This window comes from Caulobacter sp. ALps2 (genome assembly GCF_058681635.1).
The window spans coordinates 266,317-290,693 of the sequence record NZ_CM178743.1 but is presented as its reverse complement, the minus strand read 5'-3'; the positions used below and the strand labels follow the sequence as shown (position 1 = coordinate 290,693).

At 66.1% G+C, this 24,377-nt stretch carries 12 protein-coding genes and 1 pseudogene; 9 read left to right on the top strand and 4 right to left on the bottom strand.

The genetic code is table 11. The features are described 5' to 3' along the window. Positions 1 to 85: 85 nt before the first annotated feature. The 5 genes and pseudogenes from ACW173_RS01205 (at position 86) to ACW173_RS01185 (ending at position 10,191) form a co-directional block, all read left to right on the top strand. On the top strand, positions 86 to 3,343 hold the full coding sequence (locus tag ACW173_RS01205) for a TonB-dependent receptor domain-containing protein (protein WP_492083074.1): 3,258 nt from the start codon (positions 86 to 88) through the stop codon (positions 3,341 to 3,343). A 1-nt stretch (position 3,344) separates the two neighbouring features. After that, positions 3,345 to 5,217: pseudogene (gene ggt / locus ACW173_RS01200) on the top strand (gamma-glutamyltransferase); the annotation flags it as partial. Between the two features lie 518 nt (positions 5,218 to 5,735). Further along, positions 5,736 to 6,260 (top strand): hypothetical protein, encoded by a 525-nt coding sequence (locus tag ACW173_RS01195; protein WP_492083073.1) that lies wholly within the window; start codon positions 5,736 to 5,738, stop codon positions 6,258 to 6,260. Positions 6,261 to 6,285: 25 nt separating this feature from the next. After that, positions 6,286 to 8,298 carry a TonB-dependent receptor plug domain-containing protein gene (locus tag ACW173_RS01190; RefSeq protein ID WP_492083072.1) on the top strand — a complete coding sequence of 671 codons (2,013 nt, stop codon included), beginning with the start codon at positions 6,286 to 6,288 and terminating at the stop codon, positions 8,296 to 8,298. 54 nt (positions 8,299 to 8,352) lie between these two features. Continuing rightward, positions 8,353 to 10,191 carry a methyl-accepting chemotaxis protein gene (locus ACW173_RS01185; RefSeq protein WP_492083071.1) on the top strand — a complete coding sequence of 613 codons (1,839 nt, stop codon included), beginning with the start codon at positions 8,353 to 8,355 and terminating at the stop codon, positions 10,189 to 10,191. A 130-nt stretch (positions 10,192 to 10,321) separates the two neighbouring features. Here ACW173_RS01185 and ACW173_RS01180 read toward each other — a convergent pair whose 3' ends face one another. From ACW173_RS01180 to ACW173_RS01170, 3 genes are all read right to left on the bottom strand, one after another. Beyond that, complete coding sequence (locus ACW173_RS01180; protein WP_492083070.1) at positions 10,322 to 13,105, bottom strand: M14 family metallopeptidase; 2,784 nt, start codon at positions 13,103 to 13,105, stop codon at positions 10,322 to 10,324. Between the two features lie 272 nt (positions 13,106 to 13,377). After that, positions 13,378 to 16,167, bottom strand: a complete 2,790-nt coding sequence (locus tag ACW173_RS01175) for a TonB-dependent receptor (RefSeq protein WP_492083069.1) — start codon at positions 16,165 to 16,167, stop codon at positions 13,378 to 13,380. 459 nt (positions 16,168 to 16,626) lie between these two features. After that, the gene (locus tag ACW173_RS01170) at positions 16,627 to 17,781 is read right to left on the bottom strand and encodes a glycoside hydrolase family 88/105 protein (RefSeq protein ID WP_492083068.1); all 1,155 of its coding nucleotides are present in this window, start codon (positions 17,779 to 17,781) and stop codon (positions 16,627 to 16,629) included. Between the two features lie 190 nt (positions 17,782 to 17,971). On the opposite strand from ACW173_RS01170, the gene ACW173_RS01165 reads away from it, so the two are divergent. Beyond that, the gene (locus ACW173_RS01165; protein ID WP_492083067.1) at positions 17,972 to 19,243 is read left to right on the top strand and encodes an alginate lyase family protein; all 1,272 of its coding nucleotides are present in this window, start codon (positions 17,972 to 17,974) and stop codon (positions 19,241 to 19,243) included. A gap of 105 nt (positions 19,244 to 19,348) precedes the next feature. Next, entirely contained in the window at positions 19,349 to 20,017 is a 669-nt protein-coding gene (locus ACW173_RS01160) for a dihydrofolate reductase family protein (RefSeq protein WP_492083066.1), read from the top strand. 3 nt (positions 20,018 to 20,020) lie between these two features. Here ACW173_RS01160 and ACW173_RS01155 read toward each other — a convergent pair whose 3' ends face one another. Further along, positions 20,021 to 20,782 carry a FadR/GntR family transcriptional regulator gene (locus ACW173_RS01155; RefSeq protein ID WP_492083065.1) on the bottom strand — a complete coding sequence of 254 codons (762 nt, stop codon included), beginning with the start codon at positions 20,780 to 20,782 and terminating at the stop codon, positions 20,021 to 20,023. 173 nt (positions 20,783 to 20,955) lie between these two features. Between ACW173_RS01155 and manD the strand changes: the two genes are divergently transcribed. Both manD and ACW173_RS01145 read left to right on the top strand, forming a co-directional pair. After that, positions 20,956 to 22,167, top strand: a complete 1,212-nt coding sequence (gene manD, locus ACW173_RS01150; protein ID WP_492083064.1) for a D-mannonate dehydratase ManD — start codon at positions 20,956 to 20,958, stop codon at positions 22,165 to 22,167. 74 nt (positions 22,168 to 22,241) lie between these two features. Continuing rightward, on the top strand, positions 22,242 to 24,131 hold the full coding sequence (locus tag ACW173_RS01145) for a hypothetical protein (RefSeq protein WP_492083063.1): 1,890 nt from the start codon (positions 22,242 to 22,244) through the stop codon (positions 24,129 to 24,131). Positions 24,132 to 24,377: the final 246 nt, after the last annotated feature.

The window sequence follows — 24,377 nt, the reverse complement described above, 5'->3', positions numbered from 1 at the left end:
GGCGGAAATTTGAGCCATCATCGTCGGTGAGGGGAAGGCGCCTTCCCATGGGGATGGATGGCGCCCCGAGGGGTTACCAATAAAAATGTCGATCGACACGCGTCGCCGCGCCGTCCGCGGCTTCCTGATGGCGTCCGCCGCCGTCCTCGTCCTTGCCGGTCCGGCCCTGGCCCAGGAGGCCCGCCACAGCTTCAACATTCCGGCCGGTGACGCGGTCAATGCGCTGCAGGCCTTCGCCAAGCAGTCGGGCAAGCAGGTGCTGTTTCCGTTCGAGGCCGCCAGCGGCAAGCGCACGCCGGCGGTGACCGGCGACGTGGCCGACGCCGACGCCCTGGCGCGCCTTGCAAAGGCCGCCGGCCTGGTCGTCGCTTCGGACGACGGCAAGACCATCACGCTGCGCCAGGCTCCGGCCGACTTCCCCCAGTCCCAGAGCGTGGGGGCCGGCGCATCGACTGACGAGGCCCAGATCGTCGAAGCCGTCATCGTGGTCGGCTCGCAGATCGAAGGCGCTCGCACCACGGAAGCCCTGCCGGTGACGGTGGTCGGCGAGAACGAGATCATCGCCACCGGCGCGGTGTCGGGCGACGAGCTGTTCCGTTCGATCCCGCAGGCCGGCGACGTGCAGTTCCAGGAAGCCCGCACCACCGGCAACCTGAACGACGCGCGCGGCGACGTGGCCTCGCTCAACCTGCGCAGCCTGGGCACCGGCAACACCCTGGCCCTGCTGAACGGCCGCCGCGCCGTGCTCGCGCCGGGCAGCCAGACCGAGAACCTGGTGCCGGTCCAGACCGTCAACACCAACGCGTTCCCGGTCGCGGGCGTCAAGCGGATCGAAGTCCTGCGCGACGGCGCCGCGGCCATCTACGGCACCGACGCCGTGGCGGGCGTGGTCAACACGGTGCTCGACACCAAGTTCCGCGGCCTGAAGGTCGAGACCCAGTTCGGCGGCTCGGAAGGCACGGGCTATCGCGAAGGCTCGATCAACGTGAAGGCCGGCACGCGCCTGGAAGACGGCACGCGCCTGACCTTCTTCGGCAACTATACCGGCCGCAGCCGCCTGATGGCGACCGAGCGCGACTACGCCGCCAGCGAGGATCACCGCTGGCAGATCGCCGACACCCCGTGGGCGGACAACACCACCTTCGACAGCCGTTCGACCTCCAGCCCCTGGGGTTCGTTCACGCTGATTCCGTCGACCACGACGGTGCGCCAGGGCGCGACCGCCTTGACGACCTCGGGCGTGTTCCACATCGAGCCGACCAGCAACACGGCCGCTGGCTGCTCCAGCACCGTGCTGACCGGCAATCTCTGCATCAGGTCGGGGACCATCACCGGCGCGGCCGACCGCGCGCTGCGTTATGACGAGAACCCCGACCGCACCCTGCGCGGCGGCGTCGAGCGGACCAACTTCTTCTCGACCGTCGAGCACGACTTCGGCGACATCACGGCTTATGGCGAGGCGGGCTACTACCACGCCCTGTTCACCGGCAGCCGCGAGCAGTCGGCCCCGCTGAGCACCGCCCCGATCACCATCGCGGCCAACGCCTACTGGAACCCCTTCGGTCCGACGACCAGCCCGAACCGTCTCTCCGGCCTGACCGGCGTGCCGACCACCGGCCTGGCGATGAACATCACCACCTACCGCCCGGTCGACACCGGCCCGCGCACCTACACGGTGACGGACGACAGCTACCGCCTGCTGGGCGGTCTGAAGGGTTCGTTCAGCGGCTGGAAGTGGGACTCGGCGCTGCTGTATTCCAAGGCCCGCACCAAGGACATGACGCACAATGCGATCAGCAACACGCTGTTCCAGCAGGCGCTGAACCGGACCGACGCCACGGCCTACAACCCGTTCAACGGCGGCAGCCTGGACAACTATTCGATCGGCGACGCCACGCCGAACGACCGCGCCACGATCAACTCGTTCCTGATCAACGTCTATCGGATCAGCGAGACCTCGCTGGCCCTGGCCGACTTCAAGGTTTCCAAGAAGGACCTCTTCCGCCTGCCGGGCGGCGACGTCGGCTTCGCGGCCGGCGTCGAGTGGCGCCGCGAGACCTACAAGGACGATCGCGACGACCGCCTGGACGGCAAGATAAAGTACACCAACAGCGTCACCGGCGTGACCTATGGCACCGACGTCATGGGCGCTTCGGGCTCGGTGGACGTGAAGGGCGACCGTTCGATCACCTCGGCCTTCTTCGAACTGGCGGTGCCGATCATCTCGCCCGAGATGAACATCCCGTTCGTCGAGGAGGTCAGCCTGCAGATCGCCGCCCGCGACGAGGACTATTCCGACTTCGGCAACGTGCTGAAGCCCAAGGGCGCGATCTACTGGAAGGTCGGCCAAGGCCTGGCCATCCGCGGTTCGGTCTCGCAGAGCTTCCGCGCGCCGAACCTGCCGCAGTTCTACAGCGATGGCTCAACCGTCTCGAACAGCCGCATCGACTACGGCGCCTGCCGGATCAACGGCACGACCTGCACCAGCGTCAGCACGATCGAGTCACGCAGCGGCAACAAGGACCTGCAGCCGGAAGAGGCCGACAACGCCACGGTCGGCTTCGTCTATCAGCCGACCTTCATCCCGCGCGATTTCGGGACCCTGACATTGACGACCGACTTCTGGTCGATCCGCGAGAAGGGCGTCATCGGCGTGGTGGGCGGCTACAACGCGATCGCCCTGGACTACTATCTGCGCCTGCACGGCTCGTCGAACCCCAACGTCGTGCGCGACGCGCCGGTCGGCTCGGCCACCGTGGGCAACATCGCCTACATCAACGACACCTATCAGAACCTGCAGCCGCGCATGGTGCAGGGTGTCGATTTCAGCCTCGACTACGACCTGGACGACACCCCCTGGGGCGACTTCGGTCTGGGCGTCAACGTGGCCAAGCTGCTGAAGTACGACCAGTCGCCCAGCCCGATCGAGGCGCTGCTGCAGACCGCCGTCGCCGCCGGCGAACTGCCGGGCCTGACCATCTCGTCGGCCGGCAACCAGATCAAGATGGACGGCTTCCCGGAATTCCGGGCCACCGCCAACTTCACCTGGCGCTACAACGGCTGGGGCGCGGGCGCCTTCGTCCAGTATGTCGGCGAAGTCTATGACACCGGCCCGGCCCAGGTGAACGGCCAGTACTTCCCGGTCAAGGACTGGACCACCGTCAGCCTGTACGGCCAGTACGCCTTCAAGGACGGGATATTCGACGGCTCCACGATCCGCATCGGCGCGCGCAACGTGTTCGACAAGGATCCGCCGATCGCCTCGTCGAACTTCGGCTACCTGGGCGCGCTGCACAACGCCACGGGCCGCTACTGGTACATGAACCTGAGCAAGCGGTTCTAATCCCCAACCCCGATCTCCCCGGCGAAAGCCGGGGCCCAGATCATAAGGCTCGGTCGCGCCACGCGTGGCTCAAGCACAGCCTTATGATCTGGGTCCCGGCCTTCGCCGGGAAGACGGATCGAATGAAAGAGGGTGTCGTGAAGCTTTTCCGCTTTGTCTCCGCCAGCCTGACCGCTCTGGCGCTCGCCCTCGCGCCGATCGCCGCGGCCCCGGCCTTCGCCCAGAAGAAGCAGCTGCTGGAATATCCCAGCATCCATTCGCCGGTGGTCGGCGAGAAGGGCATGGTCGTCAGCCAGAACGCCATCGCCACCAAGGTCGGCGTCGAGATCCTGCGCCAGGGCGGCAACGCCGTGGACGCCGCGGTCGCCACCGCCTTCGCCCTGGCCGTGACCCTGCCGCGCGCTGGCAATATCGGTGGCGACGGCTTCATGCTGGTCCATATCGCCAAGACCAACGAGACCCTCTTCATCGACTATCGCGGCGTCGCCCCCAAGGCCGCCAAGCTCGAGACCTTCGTCGACGAGAAGGGCAAGGAGATCGACGACGTCGCCTCCAAGGGTTATCGCGCGCCGACCGTGCCGGGCACCGTCGCGGGCCTTTACCTTGCCCACCAGAAGTACGGGAAACTGCCGTGGAAGGCGCTCGTCGAGCCGGCCTTCAAGCTGGCCAACGACGGCGTGACCCTGTCGCCCGACGAGGCCTTCGTGTTCAGCTGGGGCAAGCAGCGCCTGTCCGAGAGCGCGGCCGGCAAGGCGGCGTTCTACAAGGCCGACGGTGAGCTCTATCGCGCCGGCGAGACCCTGAAGCAGCCGGACCTGGCCTGGTCGCTGCGCCAGATCGCCGACAAGGGCGCGGACGCCTTTTACAAGGGCGAGATCGCCCAACGCTTCGCCGCCGACATGAAGGCCCACGGCGGCCTGATCACCGCCGAGGACCTGGCCGCCTACAAGCCGGCGATCCGCCAGCCCTTGACCGGGACCTATCGCGGCCTGACGGTGATGACCTCGCCGCCCGCCAGCGCCGGTGGCGCGACCCTGCTCGAGATGCTGAACATCCTGGAGACCTTCGACCTGAAGGCCTCGGGTCCCGGCTCGGCCAAGACCCTGCACCTCGAGGCCGAGGCCATGAAGCTGGCCTATGCCGACCGCTACAAGTACCTGGGCGACACCGACTTCGTGAAAGTCCCGCTGCGGGGCTTCACGTCCAAGGCCTATGGCGCGGCGCGGGCCAAGCTGATCGATCCGGACAAGGCGACGCCCGCCAAGGACCTGGGCGTCGGCGACCCCTGGGCGTTCGAGAGCCACAACACCACCCACTTCTCGGTGGCCGACGCCGAGGGCAACGCCGTCTCCAACACCTTCACCCTGGGCGCGGACTTCGGCTCGGGCGTGATGGTGGCCGGCGCGGGCTTCGTGCTGAACAACCAGATGAACAACTACGCCCACAGCGCCGCTTGGCGGGCTCAGCGCGACGGCAAGTCGCCGCCGCCGAACGCCCTGCAACCGGGCAAGCGCGTGCTGTCGACCATGATGCCGACCATGCTCTTCAAGGACGGCAAGCCGTGGCTGATCACCGGCACGCCCGGCGGCAGCACGATCATCGACACGGTGCTGCAGGTCATCGTCAACGCGGTGGACTTCAAGCTGAACGTCGCCGAGGCCACGCACCAGCCACGGATCTTCCAGGACGCCAGCGACAACCTGCGCGTCGAACCGAACTTCAATCCCGATACGGTGGCTCTGCTGAAGGCGATGGGCCACCCGATATCCTCGGACGAGACCATGGGCTCCGCCCAGTCGATCATGATCGACAATGGCCTTTATCTGGGCGGCGCGGATCCGCGTCGTCCCGGAGCCGAGGCGATCGCGCCCTAGGGGTATCCTCCCCCACCGAGCACCCTTTGGGCACGATCATTCGCCGCCGGAGCTGCCCCTCCGGCGGCGATTTTGTCTTCAGAGCGCTTCGCAATCGATCGCATGGCGCGCGCGATGCGTTTTCGCAACCAAGATTCACCGGTCGCCGAACGCGATTCTTGGGGGTGTGACAATGTGTCGTTTTTGAAACTTTGTAGAGCTTCGGTCAATTAAGTCGACTGTTCGACAAAGCGCAGAGCCCAGATCTCCGCGCGTTGGAGCTAAGCTGTTTCCGCGATGGGCGTCTGGACAGGTCTGTTGGCGCACGGACCTTAGTTCGTCTTATCTGTGCATCTTGATGAATATCAAGGAATTGTAGAGTTCGTATCTGCAAACATGAAAGTATAGATATAAATATAAACCCGAAATTGCAGAGCATACTCCAAATGAGTATTTGGTCATTAACTTTCTATTTCCGGTTTTGAACTCGTTTGATCCCGAAATTCGCGATGGGAAATGTCGCGAAGAAGGGGATACAAATGTCACGAAAGAAGCTGTCCGCGACGGCTGCGGCGCTGTGCTGCGGTCTGGTCGCCACCGCCGCGCATGCCGACCCGGCAAAGGACCTGCAGGTAGCGGGTCGCGCTCTCACCTTCCTCGAAAGCGGTCCTAGCGGCGGCGCCGTACTCGGCATCGTCTTCGACTCGTCCAAGCCCGCCTCGGTCGCCGAGAAGAACGCCTTGATGGGCGCCCTTGGCGGCGGCCTTTCGGTCGGCGCGCTAACCCTCACCGGCAAGCCGATCGACGCTTCCGCGGTCGGCGGCGCCGGCGGCGTGGCGGCGCTGTTCGTCACCACGGGCGTGAACTACGGCGCGGTCGGCGCCGCGGCCAAGGGCAAGAAGATCATCACCATCGGGTCTGACCCGGCCTGCGCGACCAGCGGCGGCTGCACCATGAGTGTCGCATCCGATCCCAAGGTCGAGATCATCGTGAACCGCGCCTCCGCCGCGGCCGTCGGAGCGGTCTTCAAGGCCGCCTTCCGCATGATGATCCGCGAAGTCTGATCCCGCGCAGCCAGAAGAGACAACCATGAAAAAGATGCTTCTCGCCGGCGCCGCCGGTCTCATCCTGTCCGCGGCCTCGGTCGCCGCTCACGCCCAATCCATCGACTACGGCTCGATGGAACAAATGTTCGACGAGCCGGTCACCACCAGCGCCACGGGCTCGCCCCAGCGCTCGACCGAGGTGCCGGTCGACATGACCATCATCAGCGCCGCCGACATCAAGCGGTCGGGCGCGCAAGACCTGCCGACCATCCTGGGTCGCGTGGCGGGGGTCGATGTCCTGAACTTCGCCGCGTCGCAGTCGGACGTCGGCATCCGTGGCTATAACCAGGCCCGTTCGCCGCGTCTGCTGGTGCTGATCAACGGTCGACAAGTCTATCTCGATCACTTCGGTTACACCGACTGGAACGCCCTGCCGGTGCAACTGTCGGAGATCCGGCAGATCGAGGTTGTCCGCGGTCCCAACAGCGCGATCTTCGGCTTCAACGCCGTCTCGGGCGTGGTCAACATCATCACCTTCAACCCGAAGTTCGACAAGGTGAACGCCGTCGAGGTCCGGGCCGGCACGAACGCCAACACCTACGCTTCGGCGGTCACCACCCTGCGTCTGGGCGATCACCTGTCGGTGCGCCTGTCGGGCGGCGCCCAGCACGAAGACGAGTGGCGGCGCACGGGCAACGTGGTCCTGGCCAGCCAGCTGCACAATCCGTCGACGGTCCAGGCCAATATCGACGCGGTCGCCACGATCACGCCGAAGGCCCAGCTGCGCTTCGAGAGCTCGTGGTCCAATTCGGCGGGCAGCCAGGTCATCTCGACCTTCGCCTACGCCCAGCATCGGGTGAAGACGACCTCGAACAAGGCCACCTTCAACGCCGAAACGCCGATCGGTCTGGTTCAGGCGCAGGTCTACCGCAACGAGCTGGACGCTCTGACGCCTGGTCGTCGCTACCTGAACGACATCACCGTCTTCAGCGCCGAGGACCTGTTCAAGATTGGCGCGAACCATACGATCCGCGTCGGCCTGGAGCATCGCGAAAACAATCTGGACACCTCGCCCTATGTGGGCGCTCAAGTCAGCTACACCGTCTGGGCGCCTTCGGTGATGTGGAACTGGGTCGTCAATCCCAAGCTGTCGGTCACCGTGGCCCTCCGCGAGGACAAGCTCGACCTCAAGCGCACCGGGACCTTCCCGGTCGGCCAGCCGAACGTCGCCAACAGCCAGTGGGATCGTTCGATCTCGGAACTCAGCGTCAATCTCGGCGCGGTCTACAAGGCCACGGACAAGGACACGCTGCGAGCGACCTATGCTCGCGGTGTCCAGGCTCCGACCTTGCTGGAGCTGGGCGGCCTGCTGATCGCCCCGGCGACGGCCCCGCCGACCGGCTCGCTGATCACGGGCAATCCCTTCCTGGATCCGGCGATCGTCACCAACTACGAGCTCGCCTACGATCGCGCCCTGCCGTCGCTGAACGCCAAGGCTAGCGTGAAGGTCTTCCACCAGCAGACCAAGGACGTGAAGGGGCAGTTCAGCCTCGGCGGGGCCGATGTCGCCGCCACGCCGTCCACCTGGGGGGTCTACACCTACAAGAACGCCAGCGACTCCAAGATGAACGGGGTCGAGGTCGCGATCTCGGGCAAGGTGAAGGGCGGCTTCCACTGGAACGCCGACGCCACCTACACCAAGGTCAAGGACACGCCGTTCGTGAGCGAAGCGCAACTGATCCTGCGCAAGGTCGACTTCAGCGCGTCCACGCCGAAGTGGCGCGGAAACCTGGCGGCGGGCTGGGCCGACAGCCGCTGGAGCATCGACGGCTTCGTCCACTACGTCAGCGAGTACAGCTCGTACAACGGCAACGTCCTCGAGGCGGCGCCGGACTACGCCTCCGTCGCGGGCCGCATCGCCTACCAGGCGCCGGCGGGCATCGTGGTGGCCCTCAATGGCCAGAACCTGCTGCATGACCGTCAGTCGCAGGCAAAGGGCGCCAGCGGCCTGCAAGCCGAACGCCGTATCCAACTCGGCGTGAGCAAGAGCTGGTGATCCGGGCGGTCCCGCGGCCTGGCCGCGGGACCGCTCCTATCTGGAGTCCTATCGATGAAGACCTTCCGTCTCGCGAACCTGTCCCTTGTCGTGAAGATGGCGATGGCTCCGGCCTTCGCCGTTGTCATGTTGGCCTTGGTGGCGGGGGGGGCCTTCTGGGCCCAGACCCAGCAAACCGCCTTGCTACAGCAAGTCGTGGACGAGGACATGGCGGTCAGTTCCCGCCTGTTGCAGGCGTCCAAGCGCATTTCCGCGGCGCACGGGGCCCTGTATCAGCTGATGACTCGTCAGGCCGCCGGCGGTTCGCCCGCCGACAGCGAGACGAAACTCAAGACCCTGATGACCGAGATCGACGGCATCAAGGTCGAGCTCACGGCCATCAAGACCCGGCTGCCCGTCGACCAGCAGGCCAAGTTCGGCGGCGTGCTCAAGGATCTGGGGACCTACCGTGACGGGGTTGAGGTGGTGGGTTCGATGCTCGGCATCGATTTCAATTCGGCGGCCTCGTTCATCGAGCCGTTCGAGGCCCAGTACGCGAGCATGACGACGGCTCTGGACCGGACGTCGCGCGACGTCGTTTCGGGCTCCAGCAACCAGGCCAAGGCCAGCGCCGCGCGCGCCGCATTCTACGGCAAGGCCCTGATGGGGATGGTTCTTCTCACCATCGCCGCCGTCGCGGCGGTCGCCTTCGCCACGGTGATGGGCGTTCGCAAGGCCGTGGCCGATATTTCCGGCGCCACCGAGAGCCTGGCGCAGGGCGATGAATCGCTCGACCTCGAGGCCCTGGCCCGTGGCGATGAGCTGGGCGCGATCGTCCAGTCGCTGTCGGTCTTCCGGGATAATCAGCGACGCATCGTCGTGTTGCGGGCCGAGCAGGAAGACTCGAACTCGCGCGAGGCGGCCGCTCGCGCCGCGCAGGAACGCGATCGCGCCGCGGGAGAAGCCGAACAGAAGCTGGTGGTGCAAGGCCTGGCCGATGGTCTGTCGCGCCTGGCGTCCGGTGACCTGGCCTTCCGTATCGCCCAAGCCTTCCCAGCGAACTACGAAAAGCTGCGCACCGACTTCAACGCCGCCATCGCCAAGCTGGCTCAGGCGATGGAGACGATCAACACGACCGCCAACAATATTCACAGCGGGGCCCGGGAGATCGCGACCGCTTCGGAAGATCTGTCGCGCCGCACCGAGCATCAGGCCGCGAGCCTGGAGCAAACGGCGGCGGCGTTGGACGAGATCACGGCCACCGTCCACAGAATGGCCGAGAGCGCGCAAAGCGCCTCGACCGTCGTCACCGCCGCGCGCGGCGACGCCGAAAGCTCGGGCAAGGTGGCGCTGAACGCCGTCGCGGCCATGAACGAGATCGCCCGCTACTCGCAGGAAATCAGCCAGATCGTGGGCGTGGTGGACGAGATCGCGTTCCAGACCAATCTGCTGGCCCTGAATGCCGGGGTCGAAGCCGCGCGCGCCGGCGAGTCCGGTCGTGGCTTCGCCGTGGTCGCCCAGGAAGTTCGCGCCCTTGCCCAGCGTTCGGCGGAAGCGGCCAGGGAGATCAAGACCCTGATCGCCTCCTCCAGCCAGCAGGTGGAACACGGGGTCGGTCTGGTCGGCAAGACCGGCTCGGCGCTGGAGCTGATCGTCGCCCGGGTCGGTGAAATCAACGGCTTGGTCGGCGAGATCGCCAGCTCCGCCCGCGAGCAGGCGGTGGGCCTCACCGAGGTCAACACCGCGGTCAATCAGATGGACCAGGTCACCCAGCAGAACGCGGCGATGGTCGAGGAGGCCACCGCCGCGAGCCATACGCTGGGCAGCGAGGCGACGCGCCTCGCCGAACTGGTCGGTCTCTTCGAACTGGGCGGACCAACCGCCGTCCAGGGATCGCGCGCGCGAGCCGCGTGATCCATTGGGCGAAGGCCCCTCCTGCCTTCCCCCAAAGAGAGTCGGCGCCGGACCTTGGTCTGGCGCCGACGTGCCTTTTCGGGTCGGCCCCGAGCCTTTTCCGATCGATACGATCAGATCGAAAAGGGCTCTAGCGGCTGGCCGCCGCCGCCGGCCCGTACAGCAGACCGTTGAACAGGAACTTGAAGGTCCCGTACGACTGAGCCCGCTGGGTGATCTCGGGTCCGAAGGCGAAGACCTTGCCCTTGCCGATGTCGATGTCGAGCATGGCCGCCCCGCCCTTCAGCTTCTCCTGGCCGACGGCCCAGCCGCTGCGCAGGGGCTTGTCGGTCTCGAACCACGAGACCTTCGACACGCCCTTGGCGTCGGGCTTCACGGTGAAGGCCGGGCTGCGGTCGAAGAAGACGTCGACCTGGTCCGAAGCGCCGTAGGCCAGGGGCTGTTTCGGATCGACCTTGGCGCGCAGCACCGAGCCGGGGATGTAGAGCTCGCGATTGGTCAGGGCCTTGAGCTTGCCGTCCTCCATCTTGGCGGTGGCCACCTCGATCGGCGCGCCCAGGGCCGTGGCCAGGCGCGTCGAAGCGCCGATGGCCACGACCGTGCCGCCGCCCTTCACGAAGTCGGCGATCTTCGGCAGCGTCTTGTCATCGCTGACGCGGCCTAGCCACGGACGATACTCGGCCGGGATGTCCTCGGGCTTGGGCTGGGTCGAGGGGCGGCCGACCTTGAACGGGCCGTCGGCCGGGGCGGGGACCACGCCGTCCGGGAAGACCAGGACGTCGAAGTCCTTGGCGATGTCGCCCGCGTCCAGGCGCCGCGGATAGACGACCTGGAAGGGCGCCTCGAACTTCTCGAACATCCAGCGGTTCCAGCCCGAGGGCATCGAGCCACCATAGACGTCGACCAGACCGACACGGACCGGCTTCAGCGCGATGGCCGCGCCCGAGGGCCTAGCCCCGACGGCATAGGCGTCGATCCCGAGATCCTTCACGCCCTGGGCAATGACGGCCTTGGCGGCGGGCGAGGCGGGGATCCAGATCGCGCCGGCGCCGAACGCGACCTTGCCGCCATTTGGGCCGGCCTTGGCGCCGTCCTTGAGCCAGAACACCGGCGCGCCGGCCTTTAGCAGGCGGTTGGTCAGGGTGAAGCTGGCGTTGGTCTCGTGGCTGACCAGCCAGCCCGCGCCGCCCGAACCCTTCACCGAACCCGGCGTGACCGAGATCAGGTCCGGCACGCGCGTGGTGGGGGCCTCGAAGCCGTCCAGGATGCGGTCGAACTTGATGCCCATCTGATAGGCCAGGGTGTAGCCGGTGACGTCATACGGCGCCTTTGGCGGGCCGCCCGGGTACTCGAGATCGTGCGGGTGGTCCTGCGGCTCGAACATGTCCAGCACGTGGGGGCGATAGGCCTGGGCCGTGCGCACGACGTAGGAGCCGGCGGGATAGGTCTTGGTCCCGATGGCGAAGGCCTTGGTCGCCTTGTCCACGTCGACGCCGGTCTTGATCAGGGCGTTCAGGAAGGCGACCACGGTCGGCATGTCCGCCTGGTCGGCCGGGATGACATAGGCGCGGGCGTCGCGGCTCTCGGCCGTCTGGATCACCGACTTGAACAACGTCGGGTCGATGGCGTCGCGCCCCACGCCGGGCTTGCCCTTGCCGGCGGCGACCAGTTCGTCGACCTTGGTCGGCGTGATCGTCCAGCTGTCGCGCGAGCCGCGCTTGATGCTGTTGTCGCCCATCTTCCAGATGTTGAAGAGCAGGCGCTCGCGATTGCGCGAGGCGTAGTCGATCACCGCGCGGTTCATGGTCCACTGGTAATCCAGCGAGTCCTGCAAATGCCATTCTCGCGGCGCGATGGGAGCGGGGCGGTCGTTGCTGGGCAACTGCAGCTCGGGCACCAGGTTGACCGTCGTCGGGGTCGGGCCGCCGATGATCTCGGTCAAGAGGCCGATCGAGTTGTGGAAGTAGGCGACCGACCGCTCCATGCCGTTGTGCCAGGTGGAGTAGGGCGCGGCGCTGCGGGCGCCCGAACCCTGCTTGTCCTCGGACACCAGGCGGCTGTGCATCGCCATGCCGACCTCTTGCAGCTCGGTCATGACCAGCGGGTCATAGTTGAAGTTGAACGGGTCGCGGAACGGCGGGACGAACACCACCATGCCGTTGGGGCCGGTCTGGTGCTGGTTGTAGACGATCTGCGGATACCATTCGCGGAACAGCATCTTGTTGACGTTGGTCGTCTCGGCCATCGACGACATGAAGCTGTCGCGGTTGTTATCGTGGCCGATGTACTTGTGGTACAGGCGCGGCAGCGAGCCGAACTCGCGCTTCTTCGGGTCCTGGTTGCGCATGTACCAGTCCGAGATCATCTCCATCCCGTCCGGATTGTCCTGGCCGAACAGGATGATGCACTCGTCCAGCATCCGCAGGGTCTCGGGATCGTCCTGGCTCAGCATGCGGTGCAGGACCTGGATCTGGCCCTGGGTGGTGATGGTCTCGCTGGCGTGCAGGCCGGCGTCGATCCAGACGATCGCCTTGCCCTCGGCGGCCAGCTTGCGGGCCTCGTCCTCCTTGACGCCCTCGGCCTTGGCCAGCTTGCGGGCGATGGCCTTGTACTGGTCCAGCTTGGCCAGGTTGGCCGGCGAGGAGACGATGGCCACCCACATGGTGCGGCCTTCCTCGGTCTTGCCGATGTCGACCAGCTTCATGCGGTCGGACTGGCCGGCCAGGGTCTTCAGATAGGCCTCGTAGGCGGTGTAGTCGGCCAGGAAGTAGTCGCTGCCGACCGGTTGGGCGAAGGCCCTAGCGGGGGCGGTATTGTCAGGGGCGGCGATGTCCGCGGCGATCGCGCCGCTCAGCCCGCTGAAAGCCAGCACCACGCTCAAGGCCGCTCCGGCCATCGCTCCGCTACGCGTCATTTCCAACCCCGTAAGCCCTCGGCGGACGCATCGGCGCGTCCGCTCCTCCCTAGACTGACGTAAGCAGAGAGCGTTTCCGCACCTTCGGCAACGGACGGCTCAGCCCATTTTTTGAGGGCCATGGAAAAAGGGGCCGTCCTCGCGGACGACCCCTTCCATCTCATCGGACCCTACTCACGCGGTCCGTACGCGAGATAGCTCTTTAAGCGTGGTCGCGTGGCGGCCGCCGAAACCGGCGACCACTTTCGGCTGCCACGCTCGCGAGGCGCGGCCTAGTACTTCAGGCGAACGCCGACGCGGAAGTAGCGACCCACGGCGCCCGACTGCGAATAGGTCGGGTTCCAGTTCACCGCGGCGTAGTTGGCCGGGTTGAACATCGGGCCCACGTCGAACAGGTTCAGCACGTCGGCATAGACCGTGGTGTGGTCGTTGACGTCGTAGCCGCCGGTCAGATCGACGCTGATGAAGTCCTTCGTGTGGCACTTGAAGTCGGCGTCGCCGTACAGGCAGGTCTGGTCGCCGACATAGCTCTCGTCGATCGAGCGCAGGCCGCTGACATAGTTCAGGGTGCCCGTGGTGGTGAACGGACCGCGCTTGAAGGTGTTGCTCCACGAGGCGCGGTACTTCGGCGTGCCGGCGCCCGACGACAGCACGTACGGCGCCTGCTTGCCGACGTAGTTATACGTCGTGCCGCCTTGCGTGTACTTGAAGTCGAACAGGACGGTGGCGTCCAGGTTGCTGGTCCACTTGATGTCGGCCGGCAGGTACATCGTGTTCTGGATGTTCAGGTCCATGCCGCTGGTCCGCAGGGAGTCAGCGTTGATGTACGGCGAGGCCACCGACAGGATGCGCGGCAGGGCGTTCGGGGCGTCCGGATCGGCCAGATCCGGGGTCACCACGAAGCCGGCCGGGATCGCTTCGCCGGCATAGTAGGCGGCGATGGCGTCACCCGACGAGGCCTGCGCGATCACGTCGTTCTTCTTGATGTGGTAGTAGTCCAGCGAGATGCTGAACGAGCGCGTGGGAGCCCACACGGCGCCGAAGGTGTAGCTGGTCGACTTCTCCGGCTTCAGGTCCGGGTTGGCCGCGGTGATGTTCGAGAGCGAGTAGGTCTTGGTGTACTCGCTGCCGCCGTGGGCCGCGATGAAGTCGGGGTAGTTCGCGAACGAGAAGTTCGTGAAGCCCTGGCTGGCCGAGTCACCCGATTCCGAGAACGACGGGGCGCGGAAGCCCTTCGAGACGGTGGCGCGCAGGGCGACCGTCTGGATGGGCGTGTACTTGACGCCGATCTTCGGGGAGAAGTTGCCGCCGAAGTCCGAATAGTGGTCGTAGCGACCCGAGACGTTGACTTCCAGGTTGTCCAGCACCGGCATGCCCAGCTCGGCGAAGGCCGAGGCGACCGTGCGGTTGCCGATGGTGCGGGCGTTGCCCAGACCTTGGGCGTCGTTGACCGGGTTCAGGGCCGGGTCGTTGACGGCTTCGTAGCGGAACTCGCCGCCGACGCCCAACTGGGCGGGGCCGCCCGGCAGGTTGAAGACGTCGCGCGAGGCCTGGAAGTTGATCGAGTCCAGGTCGCTGGTCGAGGTCTTGGCCAGGGCCGGGGCCAGCGTGTCGCGGACGGCCTGGGTGTTCTTCGACGGGTCGATGAAGTTGTACGTGCCGTTCTTCACGGCATCCATCAGCGCGTTGTAGCTGATGAAGCCGTAGTTGGCGCTTTCAAGCCAGCCGTGGGCGATCACGACGTTGGCGCGGTAGTTCCAGTCGGCGGCCGAGCCTTCCACGCCGCCCACGATGCGGGCCATGCGGTTGGTGTAGTTGGCCGAGTTCGGGATGTCGCTGAAGCGATAGCGGATCAGCGCGTCATAGCCCTCCGCCGCGAACGGGTTGTTCGGGTTCAGCTGACCGTTCGACAGCAGGGCCGGCAGGACGATGTTCGACAGGTTATGCGGCGTCGACGACGAGATGGTGCGCGGGGCGCCGGTGGTCGAGGTCTTCGACTGCACGAAGCTGGTCGACAGATAGGCCTGGAAGTTGTCGTTCGGCTTGACCGTGAAGCGACCATAGGCGGCCACGCGTTCCTGCTTGGGCTGGACGTCGCCGAACAGGGCGGTGTTCTGGGCGCAGTACGAACCGCCGGCCGAGGTGGTCAGCGGCGAGTCGCTGGCGCAGGTGCGCAGCGGCTGCCACAGTTCGCCGTCCAGGGCGACGCCGGTCGAGATGTCGCCGGCCGTGCCCATCGTGGCGCGCTTGATCTGACCGTAGAAGGTGCTGCCGCCGGCGCCCGGATTGTCGTTCGTGCCGCCCGGAATGCCCGACAGGTCGAAGGTGTTGTACGGATAGCCGCGCTGGTCGATGCGGATGCGCTTGTCCAGCTGGTACTCGACGTCGAAATAGACGTTGTACTTGTCGGTATCCAGATCGCCGTAGCCGACGTCGCCGTTGAAGCGATACTGGTCGCCGCCACCGTGCTGGGACGTGCCGACCGACAGGTCGGCGCCCATGCCCTGGTAGTTCGACTTCATGATGATGTTGACCACGCCACCGATGGCGTCGGCGCCGTACAACGACGAGGCGCCGTCCTTCAGCGTCTCGATGCGCTCAACCGCGTTGAACGGGATCGAGTTCAGGTCGACGAAGCTGCGTTGGCCGTCGTCGGCGAGCGGGTAGCTGGCGTTGCGCAGGCCGTCGATCATGACCAGGGTCGAGTTGACGGTCAGGCCGCGCAGGGCGACGCCGGTCGAGCCGGCGGCGAAGCCGTTGCCGAAGGCGGCCGGGACCGAGCCCGAGTTGTCGGCCGACAGGCTGCGGATGGCGTCGGCCACCGTGGTGATGCCTTGGGCCTTGAGCTGTTCGTTGGTCTGGACGGTGACCGGCGACGGGGTCGCGGTGTCGGTGCGGCGCAGCAGCGAGCCGGTGACCACGACGGCCTCGACTTCGTTGTTCTGGGCGGCCGGTTGGGCCGGCGCGGCGTCTTGAGCGTTCGCGGCGAAAGCGGCCAGGGTGGCCACGCCGACGATCATCGAGGTCGTGAGCAGGCGACCCCGGGTAAGCTGATACTTCATTGTCGATCCTTCCGGGCCGCCCTCGTCGGCGCGAGCGCCGGCGTCCTTACAGCCCGATGCAAGATTTTGTTTCCCGCCGCGATCCGGCGGTTGGGCGGCGGCTTAGGACTCGCGACCGGAAGCGGTCAATCACGCGCTTTGAGATGTAATGGATTTGTCGTGAAGCTGTCTCTTTAAGGCAACGTCACAAATCGATTGAGGCGCGAATAAGTCTTTTTGATCTCTGATCTGCAATGGTTCTGAAATCTAAAACAGTGGTCGTGGAACATAACTGAAATTACATCGTTCGCGGAACGATGCGGGTCTAAATGTTGTGTGTCGAAAGATTCGAATAGTTAGTTTTATTGAATAACGACGTTCATGCTGGCAAGGCTTGGCGTACCCAAAACCATGCATGACGACGCGCGCAAGATGGGATCGCGCGCGCCCGTGGTTCGAAAAAGCGAGACTTTCGCCGGCCTAGAAGCGGCCGCGCGAGACCTCGGAGGCGGCTAGCAGGAACGCCCCCGCGCCGTACAGCTGGGTGTCGCCGGCCTCAACATGATCAGGCGCGTAGCCGACCTGCTGCACCCAGCCCAGCTTGCCATCCGGCTGGACCGCGCGGGCCAGGGCTGACCAGCCGGCGCGCGCTGACCGGGCGTACCTCGGATCCTTCAACAGGCCCTGGTTCACGCCCCAGGCCAGGCCGTAGACAAAGAAGCCCGTGCCGCTGCTTTCCGGCGGGCCGTGCTCGGGCGCCAGCAGCGACACCGACCAATAGCCGTCAGGCTTCTGCAGGGTCACCAGCCGGGCCGACATCTTGCGATACAGGGCGACATAGCGCGGCCGGTCGGGATGGTTGGCGGGCAGGGTCTTCAGGATGTTGACGATCCCGGCATAGGCCCAGCCGTTGCCACGGCTCCAGAAGATCTTGCGGCCCTGGTCGTCGCGGCGGTCGAAATAACGACTGTCGCGGAAATAGAGGCTCTCTTGCTTGTCCAGCAGGTAGTCTGTGGCGGCCCAGAACTCCTTGGCGCCATAGGCGGCGTAGCGCGGGTCCTTGGTGGCCGCCGACAGGGCCGTCCAGGTGGGCGGGGCCATGAACAGCGCGTCGCTCCAGCACCAGCGGGCTTGGCAGGGCTGCTGCTCGGTCCCGTCGATGAACTTCAGGTCGGCCTTGGGCGGATCGGCCAGGATGGCGTCGAAGCGAGCCTTCACCGGCGCGATCTCGGCGGGATTGTGATCGCGGGCGTACATCCACAGCCAAGCCTGGGCGATCACGTGGTCGTCGGCGTGCAGCGGGCGCTTGCCCAGGCCCCAGCCTTCCTCGTCGCCATGGGCCCAGATCGCGCCGGCATAGGTCAGATCGCCGGTCCGCTCGGCGAAGGCGGTCAGGCCGACATAGAAGGCGCCCTGGATCCAGCCGCGTGGGTTCTGCGTACCGGGACGGTGGGCCTTGATGTACTCAAACTGGCCGTCCATGCGCGACAGCTGCCAGTCGGCGACCGCGCGACCTAGCGTCAGGGCGGAAGAGGGCGGGTCGACAACGGCTGGCGTCGATGGCGCGGGCGCGGCGAACGCTCCCGAAGCCGTGACGGCCAGGCAGGCCAGGGCGGCCGCAAGCATCGCGCGCATCGTAGTCTCCCCTCGAAGTTCGTTCCACGCGCCTCTGGCGGGCGCTGTCGGTCATCGGAGGTTGTCTTACCGATCCGGCCAATGCCAGACAAAAATGCCGAAATAGAGCTTACCAATCTGGTCAGGCCAATCCTTGCGCAGGGGGCGGACCACGCTAAGGTGCGCGCCTCAAGTTCCCAGGGAGGGGCCCATGATTTCCGCTTCGATCCGCGCCTTGGCGCTCGCCGCTGGCCTGGCCACGGCTTTGACCGCTGCTCCCGCCCTGGCCGCCTCGGGCGCTGTCTGCAAGGCCGACGACGGCTATGCCGCCGCCTTCGAGGGCCGCCGCACCTTCCGCTGGAAGCCGCGGTGGCTGCGGGCCGCGAAGGCCAATCTGGCCGATCCCGCGCTGGCTCCGGCTTACAAGGCCCTGATCGCCCGCGCCGACAAGGCGCTGGCCGGCCCGTACTACGCCGTCACCGAGAAGACCCGCACCCCGCCTAGCGGTGACAAGCACGACTACATCTCGATGGGGCCGTACTGGTGGCCCGATCCCAGCAAGCCGAACGGCGAGCCCTATATCCGCAAGGACGGCGAGGTGAACCCGGAGCGCAATACCGAGGCCTTCGACGCCACGCGCATGGACAACATGGCCAGCGCCGTCGAGGCCCTGGCCCTGGCCTACTACTTCACGGGCGAGACCAAGTACGCCACCAAGGCGTCCGAGCTGCTGTACGTCTGGTTCCTGGATCCGGACACGCGGATGCGGCCGCGCATGACCTACGCCCAAGGCGTTCCGGGCCGCACGCTGGGCCGCGCCGAGGGGGTGCTGGACACCTTCCGCCTGCTGCGCGTGGTCGAGTCGATCGGCCTGCTGGCCCCCTCGGGCGCGATCAAGCCGGCCGAGCAGAAGGCCCTCGAGCACTGGTTCGAAGTCTACACGATGTGGATGCAGACCGCCCCGACCGGCAAGGAAGAGCGAGCGGCCAAGAACAATCACGGCATCTGGTACGACTATCAGCTGGCGACCTTCGCCCTGTTCGCCCGCAAGCCGGACCTGGCCAAGAGCGTGCTGGCCAGCGTCGGCGAGGGCCGCATCGATCCGCAGATCGCGGGCGACGGCAAGCTGCCCGAGGAGCTCTCGCGCACCAAGGCGCTGCACTACAGCTATTTCGCCCTTGAGCCGCTGGTCGGCATGGCCGAGCTGGGTCCCTGCGTCGGCGTCGACCTATGGGGCTATACGGGGCCGAAGGGGCAGGGGATCCATGCTGCTTTTGACTACCTCGCCCAGTTCGTGGGTGACGAGAAAGCCTTCCCCTACAAGGACCTCAAGCCCGAGGACGCCACCCGCGAGGCCCTGCCGCTGTATGACGTCGCGGCCTGGGCCTATGGCGACGCGAACCTGGCGGCCAAGGCCGATCAGATCGCCAGGCAGGTCCCGGCCGCCCGGAGCCGCCTGACCATCGCGCCGTACAAACCCTAACCGCTTCCCCGGCTTTCGCCGGGAAATCGGATAAAAATAGAACCGCGATGTCGGGCGGGACGATCGTCGTCCGTTCCTTGGGGTGCAACCCAAGGAGAACGAAACATGAGAAAGCTGATCGTCGCCGCCTTCGTCAGTCTGGACGGCGTCATGCAGGGCCCCGGCGGGCCGACCGAGGATCCGACCGGCGGTTTCCCGTTCGGCGGCTGGACCGCGCCGCTGTTCGACGAGGAGACCGGCCAGGCGATCGGCGGGATGTTCGAGCGCCCCTTCGACCTGGTGCTGGGCCGCAAGACCTACGAGATCTTCGCCGCCCACTGGCCGTTCGTCGCGCCGGACGATCCGATCGGCGGCGTGTTCGACAAGGCGACCAAGTTCGTCGCCACGCGCGATCCCGGCTTCAAGCTGACCTGGCGGAACAGCCGCTGGCTGGGCGTCGACCCGGTCGCCGAGATCAAGCGCCTGAAGGGCGGGGACGGCCCGGACCTGCTGACCCAGGGCTCGGCCGACTTCCTGCAGGCCCTGTGGGCTAACGACCTGGTCGACGAGTTGCACACCCTGACCTTCCCGGTCGTGCTGGGGCAAGGCAAGCGGCTGTTCCAGACCGGCGCGGCGCCGCGCGCCTTCCGCCTGACCGACAGCAAGGTCTCGCCGTCGGGCGTGGTGGTCAGTCGTTATGCGCGAGCGGGCGAGGTCGAGACCGGTTCGTTCGCGCTAGCTGAACCCAGCGCGCTGGAAGTGGAGCGTCAGAAGAAGCTGGCGACCGAAGGCTAGGCGCTAGATCGCCGAGCGGCGGGCCAGTTCGGTCCGTCGCGCGGCCACCTCGTTGCGAGCCCGCTCCAGGGCGTCGATCTCGGTGGCGGTCAGCAGGTTGTCGATCACCCGGCCCAGATGTTCGCGCATGGCGCTGCGGGCGCCGGCGGGATCGCGTTCGCGCAGGGCCATCAGGATCTCCTGGTGGTCGTCGATGCGGGGGCGCACGCCCACCTGACGGGCGCGTTCCAGCATGGCGCGGCACAGGGGCGACTTGTAGCGCAGGTCCCACAGGTTCTCGACGACGGTGACCAGGGCGCTGTTGCGGCTGGCGCGGGCGATGGTCACGTGGAAGCGGCGATCGGCCCGCTCGCCCTTCACGTTGTTATCATTCTCCACGACCATCTCGTCCATGATCTCGGCCAGCTCGTTCATCTCCTCGTCGGTGATGGTGGCGGCGGCCAGGGCGGCGACTTCGCCCTCGATCAGGCGGCGCGCCTCGGTCAGCTCGAAGGCGCCGATGTCAAGGTCCGGCTCCGGGCTCTCGGGACGCGGGGCCTCGGTGACATAGACGCCCGAGCCGTGGCGAGCCTCGACCAGGCCGCGGATTTCCAGAGCGATCATCGCCTCGCGCACGGTGGGGCGGCTGACCTTGTAGTCTTCAGCCAAGTCACGCTCGGAGGGCAGCCGCTGGCCAGGCCGGTGCACGCCATCCCGAATCGCGACGGCGATCGAGTTGGCCACCTGTTGGTAGAGCTTGCGGGTTTCGGCCGTCGTCGTGGTCATCGTCTTAGCTATCCATCCGACGCCGCGTCGGGCTTCGCGCAACCTATTGCACGGGCCGCGACGGCGTTACAGCGCACACATTCGACCTAAGTGGCAAGGCCACTAGCATCTTGCCAGATATGTCTGTAGAAGTGGTCAGGCCACTTTACGGTTCCGCTTAGCTCACTAGGTCCATGCTGAAGATCATCGACGCGAAGGTCATCGTCACCTGCCCCGGCCGCAATTTCGTGACCCTGAAGATCACGACCGAGGATGGGACCACCGGCGTCGGCGACGCAACGCTGAACGGCCGCGAGCTGGCGGTGGTCAGTTATCTCAAGGATCACATGATTCCGTGCCTGATCGGTCGCGACGCGCACCAGATCGAGGACACCTGGCAGTTCTTCTATCGTGGCTCTTATTGGCGTGGCGGCCCCGTGGGCATGAGCGCCCTGGCCGCGGTCGACATGGCGCTGTGGGACATCAAGGCCAAGGTCGCGAACCTGCCGCTGTACCAGCTGCTAGGCGGCGCCAGCCGGGTCGGCGTCACCGTCTATGGCCACGCCAATGGCGAGACCATCGAGGACACCATCGCCGAGGCCGTGAAGTACAAGGCCATGGGCTACAAGGCCATCCGCCTGCAAACGGGCGTGCCGGGCCTGGCCAGCACCTACGGCGTCTCGGGCGACAAGATGTTTTACGAGCCGGCCGACGGGAACCTGCCGACCGAGAACGTCTGGTCGACGTCCAAGTACCTGGCCCACGCGCCGCGGCTGTTCGCCAAGGCGCGCGAGGTGCTGGGCTGGGACGTGCACCTGCTGCACGACGTGCACCATCGCCTGACCCCGATCGAGGCCGCGCGCCTGGGTAAGGACCTGGAGCCCTACCGCCTGTTCTGGCTGGAGGACTCGGTCCCCGCCGAGAACCAGGCCGGCTTCCGCCTGATCCGCCAGCACACCACCACTCCGTTGGCCGTGGGCGAGATCTTCTCGAACATCTGGGACTGCAAGACCCTGATCGAGGAACAGCTGATCGACTATCTGCGCGCCACCGTGCTGCACGCCGGCGGCATCACCAACCTGAAGAAGATCGCCGCCTTCGCTGACCTGCACCACGTCAAGACCGGCTGCCACGGCGCCACCGACCTGTCGCCGGTGACCATGGCCGCGGCCCTGCACCTAGGGATGGCGATCCCGAACTTCGGCCTGCAGGAATATATGCGCCACACGCCGGAAACCGACGCCGTCTTCCCGCATGCCTACACCTTCAAGGACGGCATGCTGCATCCGGGCGACAAGCCGGGCCTGGGCGTCGACATCGACGAGGAACTGGCCTCCAAGCACGCCTACAAACGCGCCTACCTGCCGGTGAACCGTCTCCAAGACGGGACGATGTTCAACTGGTAAGCTTTAAATTGGCTTGACAACTATCCGTCGGCGGCAAGATTGGTCATGCCAATTTTGCCGCCGACGAGCGATCCATGCGACTGCGCACTCTTCTGTTCCTGACGGCCGCCCTGGTCGCCGCTACGCCGGTTTTTGCTCAATCTGGCGCGGCCCAGCGCAGTCCGCTCTATGCCGGCGCGGTGGCGCCGATGAACCAGACGGTCGAGCAACGCCTGCTGCCCCAGACCGCCGTCCTGCTGCACAAGCTGCTGGCCGAGAAGCGCGACATGACCCTGGACGGGGTCAAGGTGTTCGAGGCCGACGACAAGTTCCTGCCGGGCAAGATCGCCATCGGCCTGGCCTATCTGATCGTCGACACGCCGCGCGCCGATCCCAAGTTCGCCGAGTACCTGGCCGCCTATCGCCAGATCGCCGGCATGACCGTCGATGATACGAACGACACCTGGGGCGTCTACTACTACTGCCAGGCGCTGCTGATGTTGAAGGAGGCCGGGCTGCTGGAGCAGGCGGTCTCGCCGGAAGCTCTGGCCAAGCTGAGGGCCAAGCTGGACTGGCGCCGCTTCGTACGCGCCGACGATCTGACGCTGATCAACCTGCCCAACAACTACTACGGCGTCGCCTTCAGCGTGGCGCGGCTGCGTTATCGCCTGGGCTGGGAGGACGCGTCGGCCAGCGAGGCCCTGCTGGGCAAGACCCTGGACCACTATCGCAAGTACTCCGGCGAATACGGCTTCGCCGACGAGACCGACGGGGAGGGGCGCTTCGACCGTTACTCCGTCTTGCTGATCGGCGAGATCAGCCACCGCCTGATCGAGGCCGGCATGCCCGCCACGCCCGAGGTGCGCCAGTGGCTGCGTCGCTCGGTCGACCTGATGCTGCCGCGCCTGAACCTGCGTGGCGAGGGCTTCGAATACGGCCGCAGCATCGGGGCCTATGGAGAGACGGCCTTCCTGGAGGTGCTGACCGCCGCGGCCAAGCTGGACGTGCTGACCCCGGAAGAGAAGGCGATGGGCTACGCGTTCTCGTCGCGAGTCGCGGCCCGCTACATGGACTTCTGGTTCGACCCGAAGATGGGCTCGGTGAATCTGTGGGACCATGGTCGCCGCACGGACGCCTATCGTGGCAAGCACCGGATCCTCGGCGAGAACCTGAGCCTCGGCCGGCAGTACATCTACACCAGCGCGATCTGGAATGAGCTGGGCTTCAAGGACAAGGCGCCAGATCCCGGCTACGCGGCGTGGCTGGATAAACTGCCCAAGCGGACGGTGACCTGGTTCGCGCGCGGGAAGAATGATCGCCTCGTGGTGACGATCCGCGACAAGGCCAGAGGGGTCGAGACCCGTGTCATCGGCCTGCCGATCATCAACGGCGGCGACGGCCAGCACCAGAACACGCCCTACTATCCGATCCCGTTCTCGCCGGGGATGTTGCAGGGCGTAGCCGACGCGACGTTCCCCCAGCTGCTGCCGCGGATCACCCTGGCCGACGGCGCGCAGCTGGCGCCGCTGGCCTATGCCGCCCACGTCAAGATCGCCGAGCAGGGTGAGCGCACCACCGTCACATACGACCAGGAGCAACTGGACCGCCTGGGCCAGAAGGCGCCCGTCGCCGACGAGCGGTTCAGCGTCAAGACGACTTACGTCCTGGAGCCCGGCCGCATCCGCCGCACCGACGTCTTCACGCCCAAGGCCGTCATTCCTGGGGAAAAGAGAACGGTGAAGGCCGTGGACCTGGCCTTCGCCAGCTTTTCAGGCCAGGCGACGACCAAGGGCGGGACGACGACGTTCGGAACCGGCGACGTCACTGGCTTCAAGGTCGAGGGTCTTTCCTGCTCGACCCGGGCTCTGGTCGACGACAAGGCCTATCGAGCGCCGACCGGGGCGATGACCGCCCTGACGTCCTGCACGGGCGCCGCCGGAGCGACCGGACCGATCACGGTCAGTTGGACCATCAGTTACAGATAGAGATGGCGGGAAGCCGACGGGGCCGCGAATGGCGGTCACGGAAAAGACAACAGTTCTCACAAAGCTTTGTCGTGTAGGTGACGTATATTGTTATCATGGCCGAGGCCCCGAAGTGCTTTCCGTTTATGATGTATTTCCATAGTTTATGAGTGTATGGCGAGCTTAGTGTCGGGTTTACGACTAACATTTGTTCCGCTATGCGCCGCTATTTACTCGTCATCCCCGAATTGGGGTGTTAGCGTCTAG

Excerpts from the sequence above, each read along its gene's own strand:
- ACW173_RS01165 (WP_492083067.1), top strand. The coding sequence starts at position 17,972 with ATGATTTCCGCTTCGATCCGCGCCTTGGCGCTCGCCGCTGGCCTGGCC.
- ACW173_RS01155 (WP_492083065.1), bottom strand. The coding sequence starts at position 20,782 with ATGACCACGACGACGGCCGAAACCCGCAAGCTCTACCAACAGGTGGCC.
- ACW173_RS01145 (WP_492083063.1), top strand. The coding sequence starts at position 22,242 with ATGCGACTGCGCACTCTTCTGTTCCTGACGGCCGCCCTGGTCGCCGCT.
- ACW173_RS01185 (WP_492083071.1), top strand. The coding sequence starts at position 8,353 with ATGAAGACCTTCCGTCTCGCGAACCTGTCCCTTGTCGTGAAGATGGCG.
- ACW173_RS01180 (WP_492083070.1), bottom strand. The coding sequence starts at position 13,105 with ATGACGCGTAGCGGAGCGATGGCCGGAGCGGCCTTGAGCGTGGTGCTG.
- ACW173_RS01205 (WP_492083074.1), top strand. The coding sequence starts at position 86 with ATGTCGATCGACACGCGTCGCCGCGCCGTCCGCGGCTTCCTGATGGCG.
- ACW173_RS01175 (WP_492083069.1), bottom strand. The coding sequence starts at position 16,167 with ATGAAGTATCAGCTTACCCGGGGTCGCCTGCTCACGACCTCGATGATC.
- ACW173_RS01170 (WP_492083068.1), bottom strand. The coding sequence starts at position 17,781 with ATGCGCGCGATGCTTGCGGCCGCCCTGGCCTGCCTGGCCGTCACGGCT.
- ACW173_RS01195 (WP_492083073.1), top strand. The coding sequence starts at position 5,736 with ATGTCACGAAAGAAGCTGTCCGCGACGGCTGCGGCGCTGTGCTGCGGT.
- ACW173_RS01160 (WP_492083066.1), top strand. The coding sequence starts at position 19,349 with ATGAGAAAGCTGATCGTCGCCGCCTTCGTCAGTCTGGACGGCGTCATG.
- manD (WP_492083064.1), top strand. The coding sequence starts at position 20,956 with ATGCTGAAGATCATCGACGCGAAGGTCATCGTCACCTGCCCCGGCCGC.
- ACW173_RS01190 (WP_492083072.1), top strand. The coding sequence starts at position 6,286 with ATGAAAAAGATGCTTCTCGCCGGCGCCGCCGGTCTCATCCTGTCCGCG.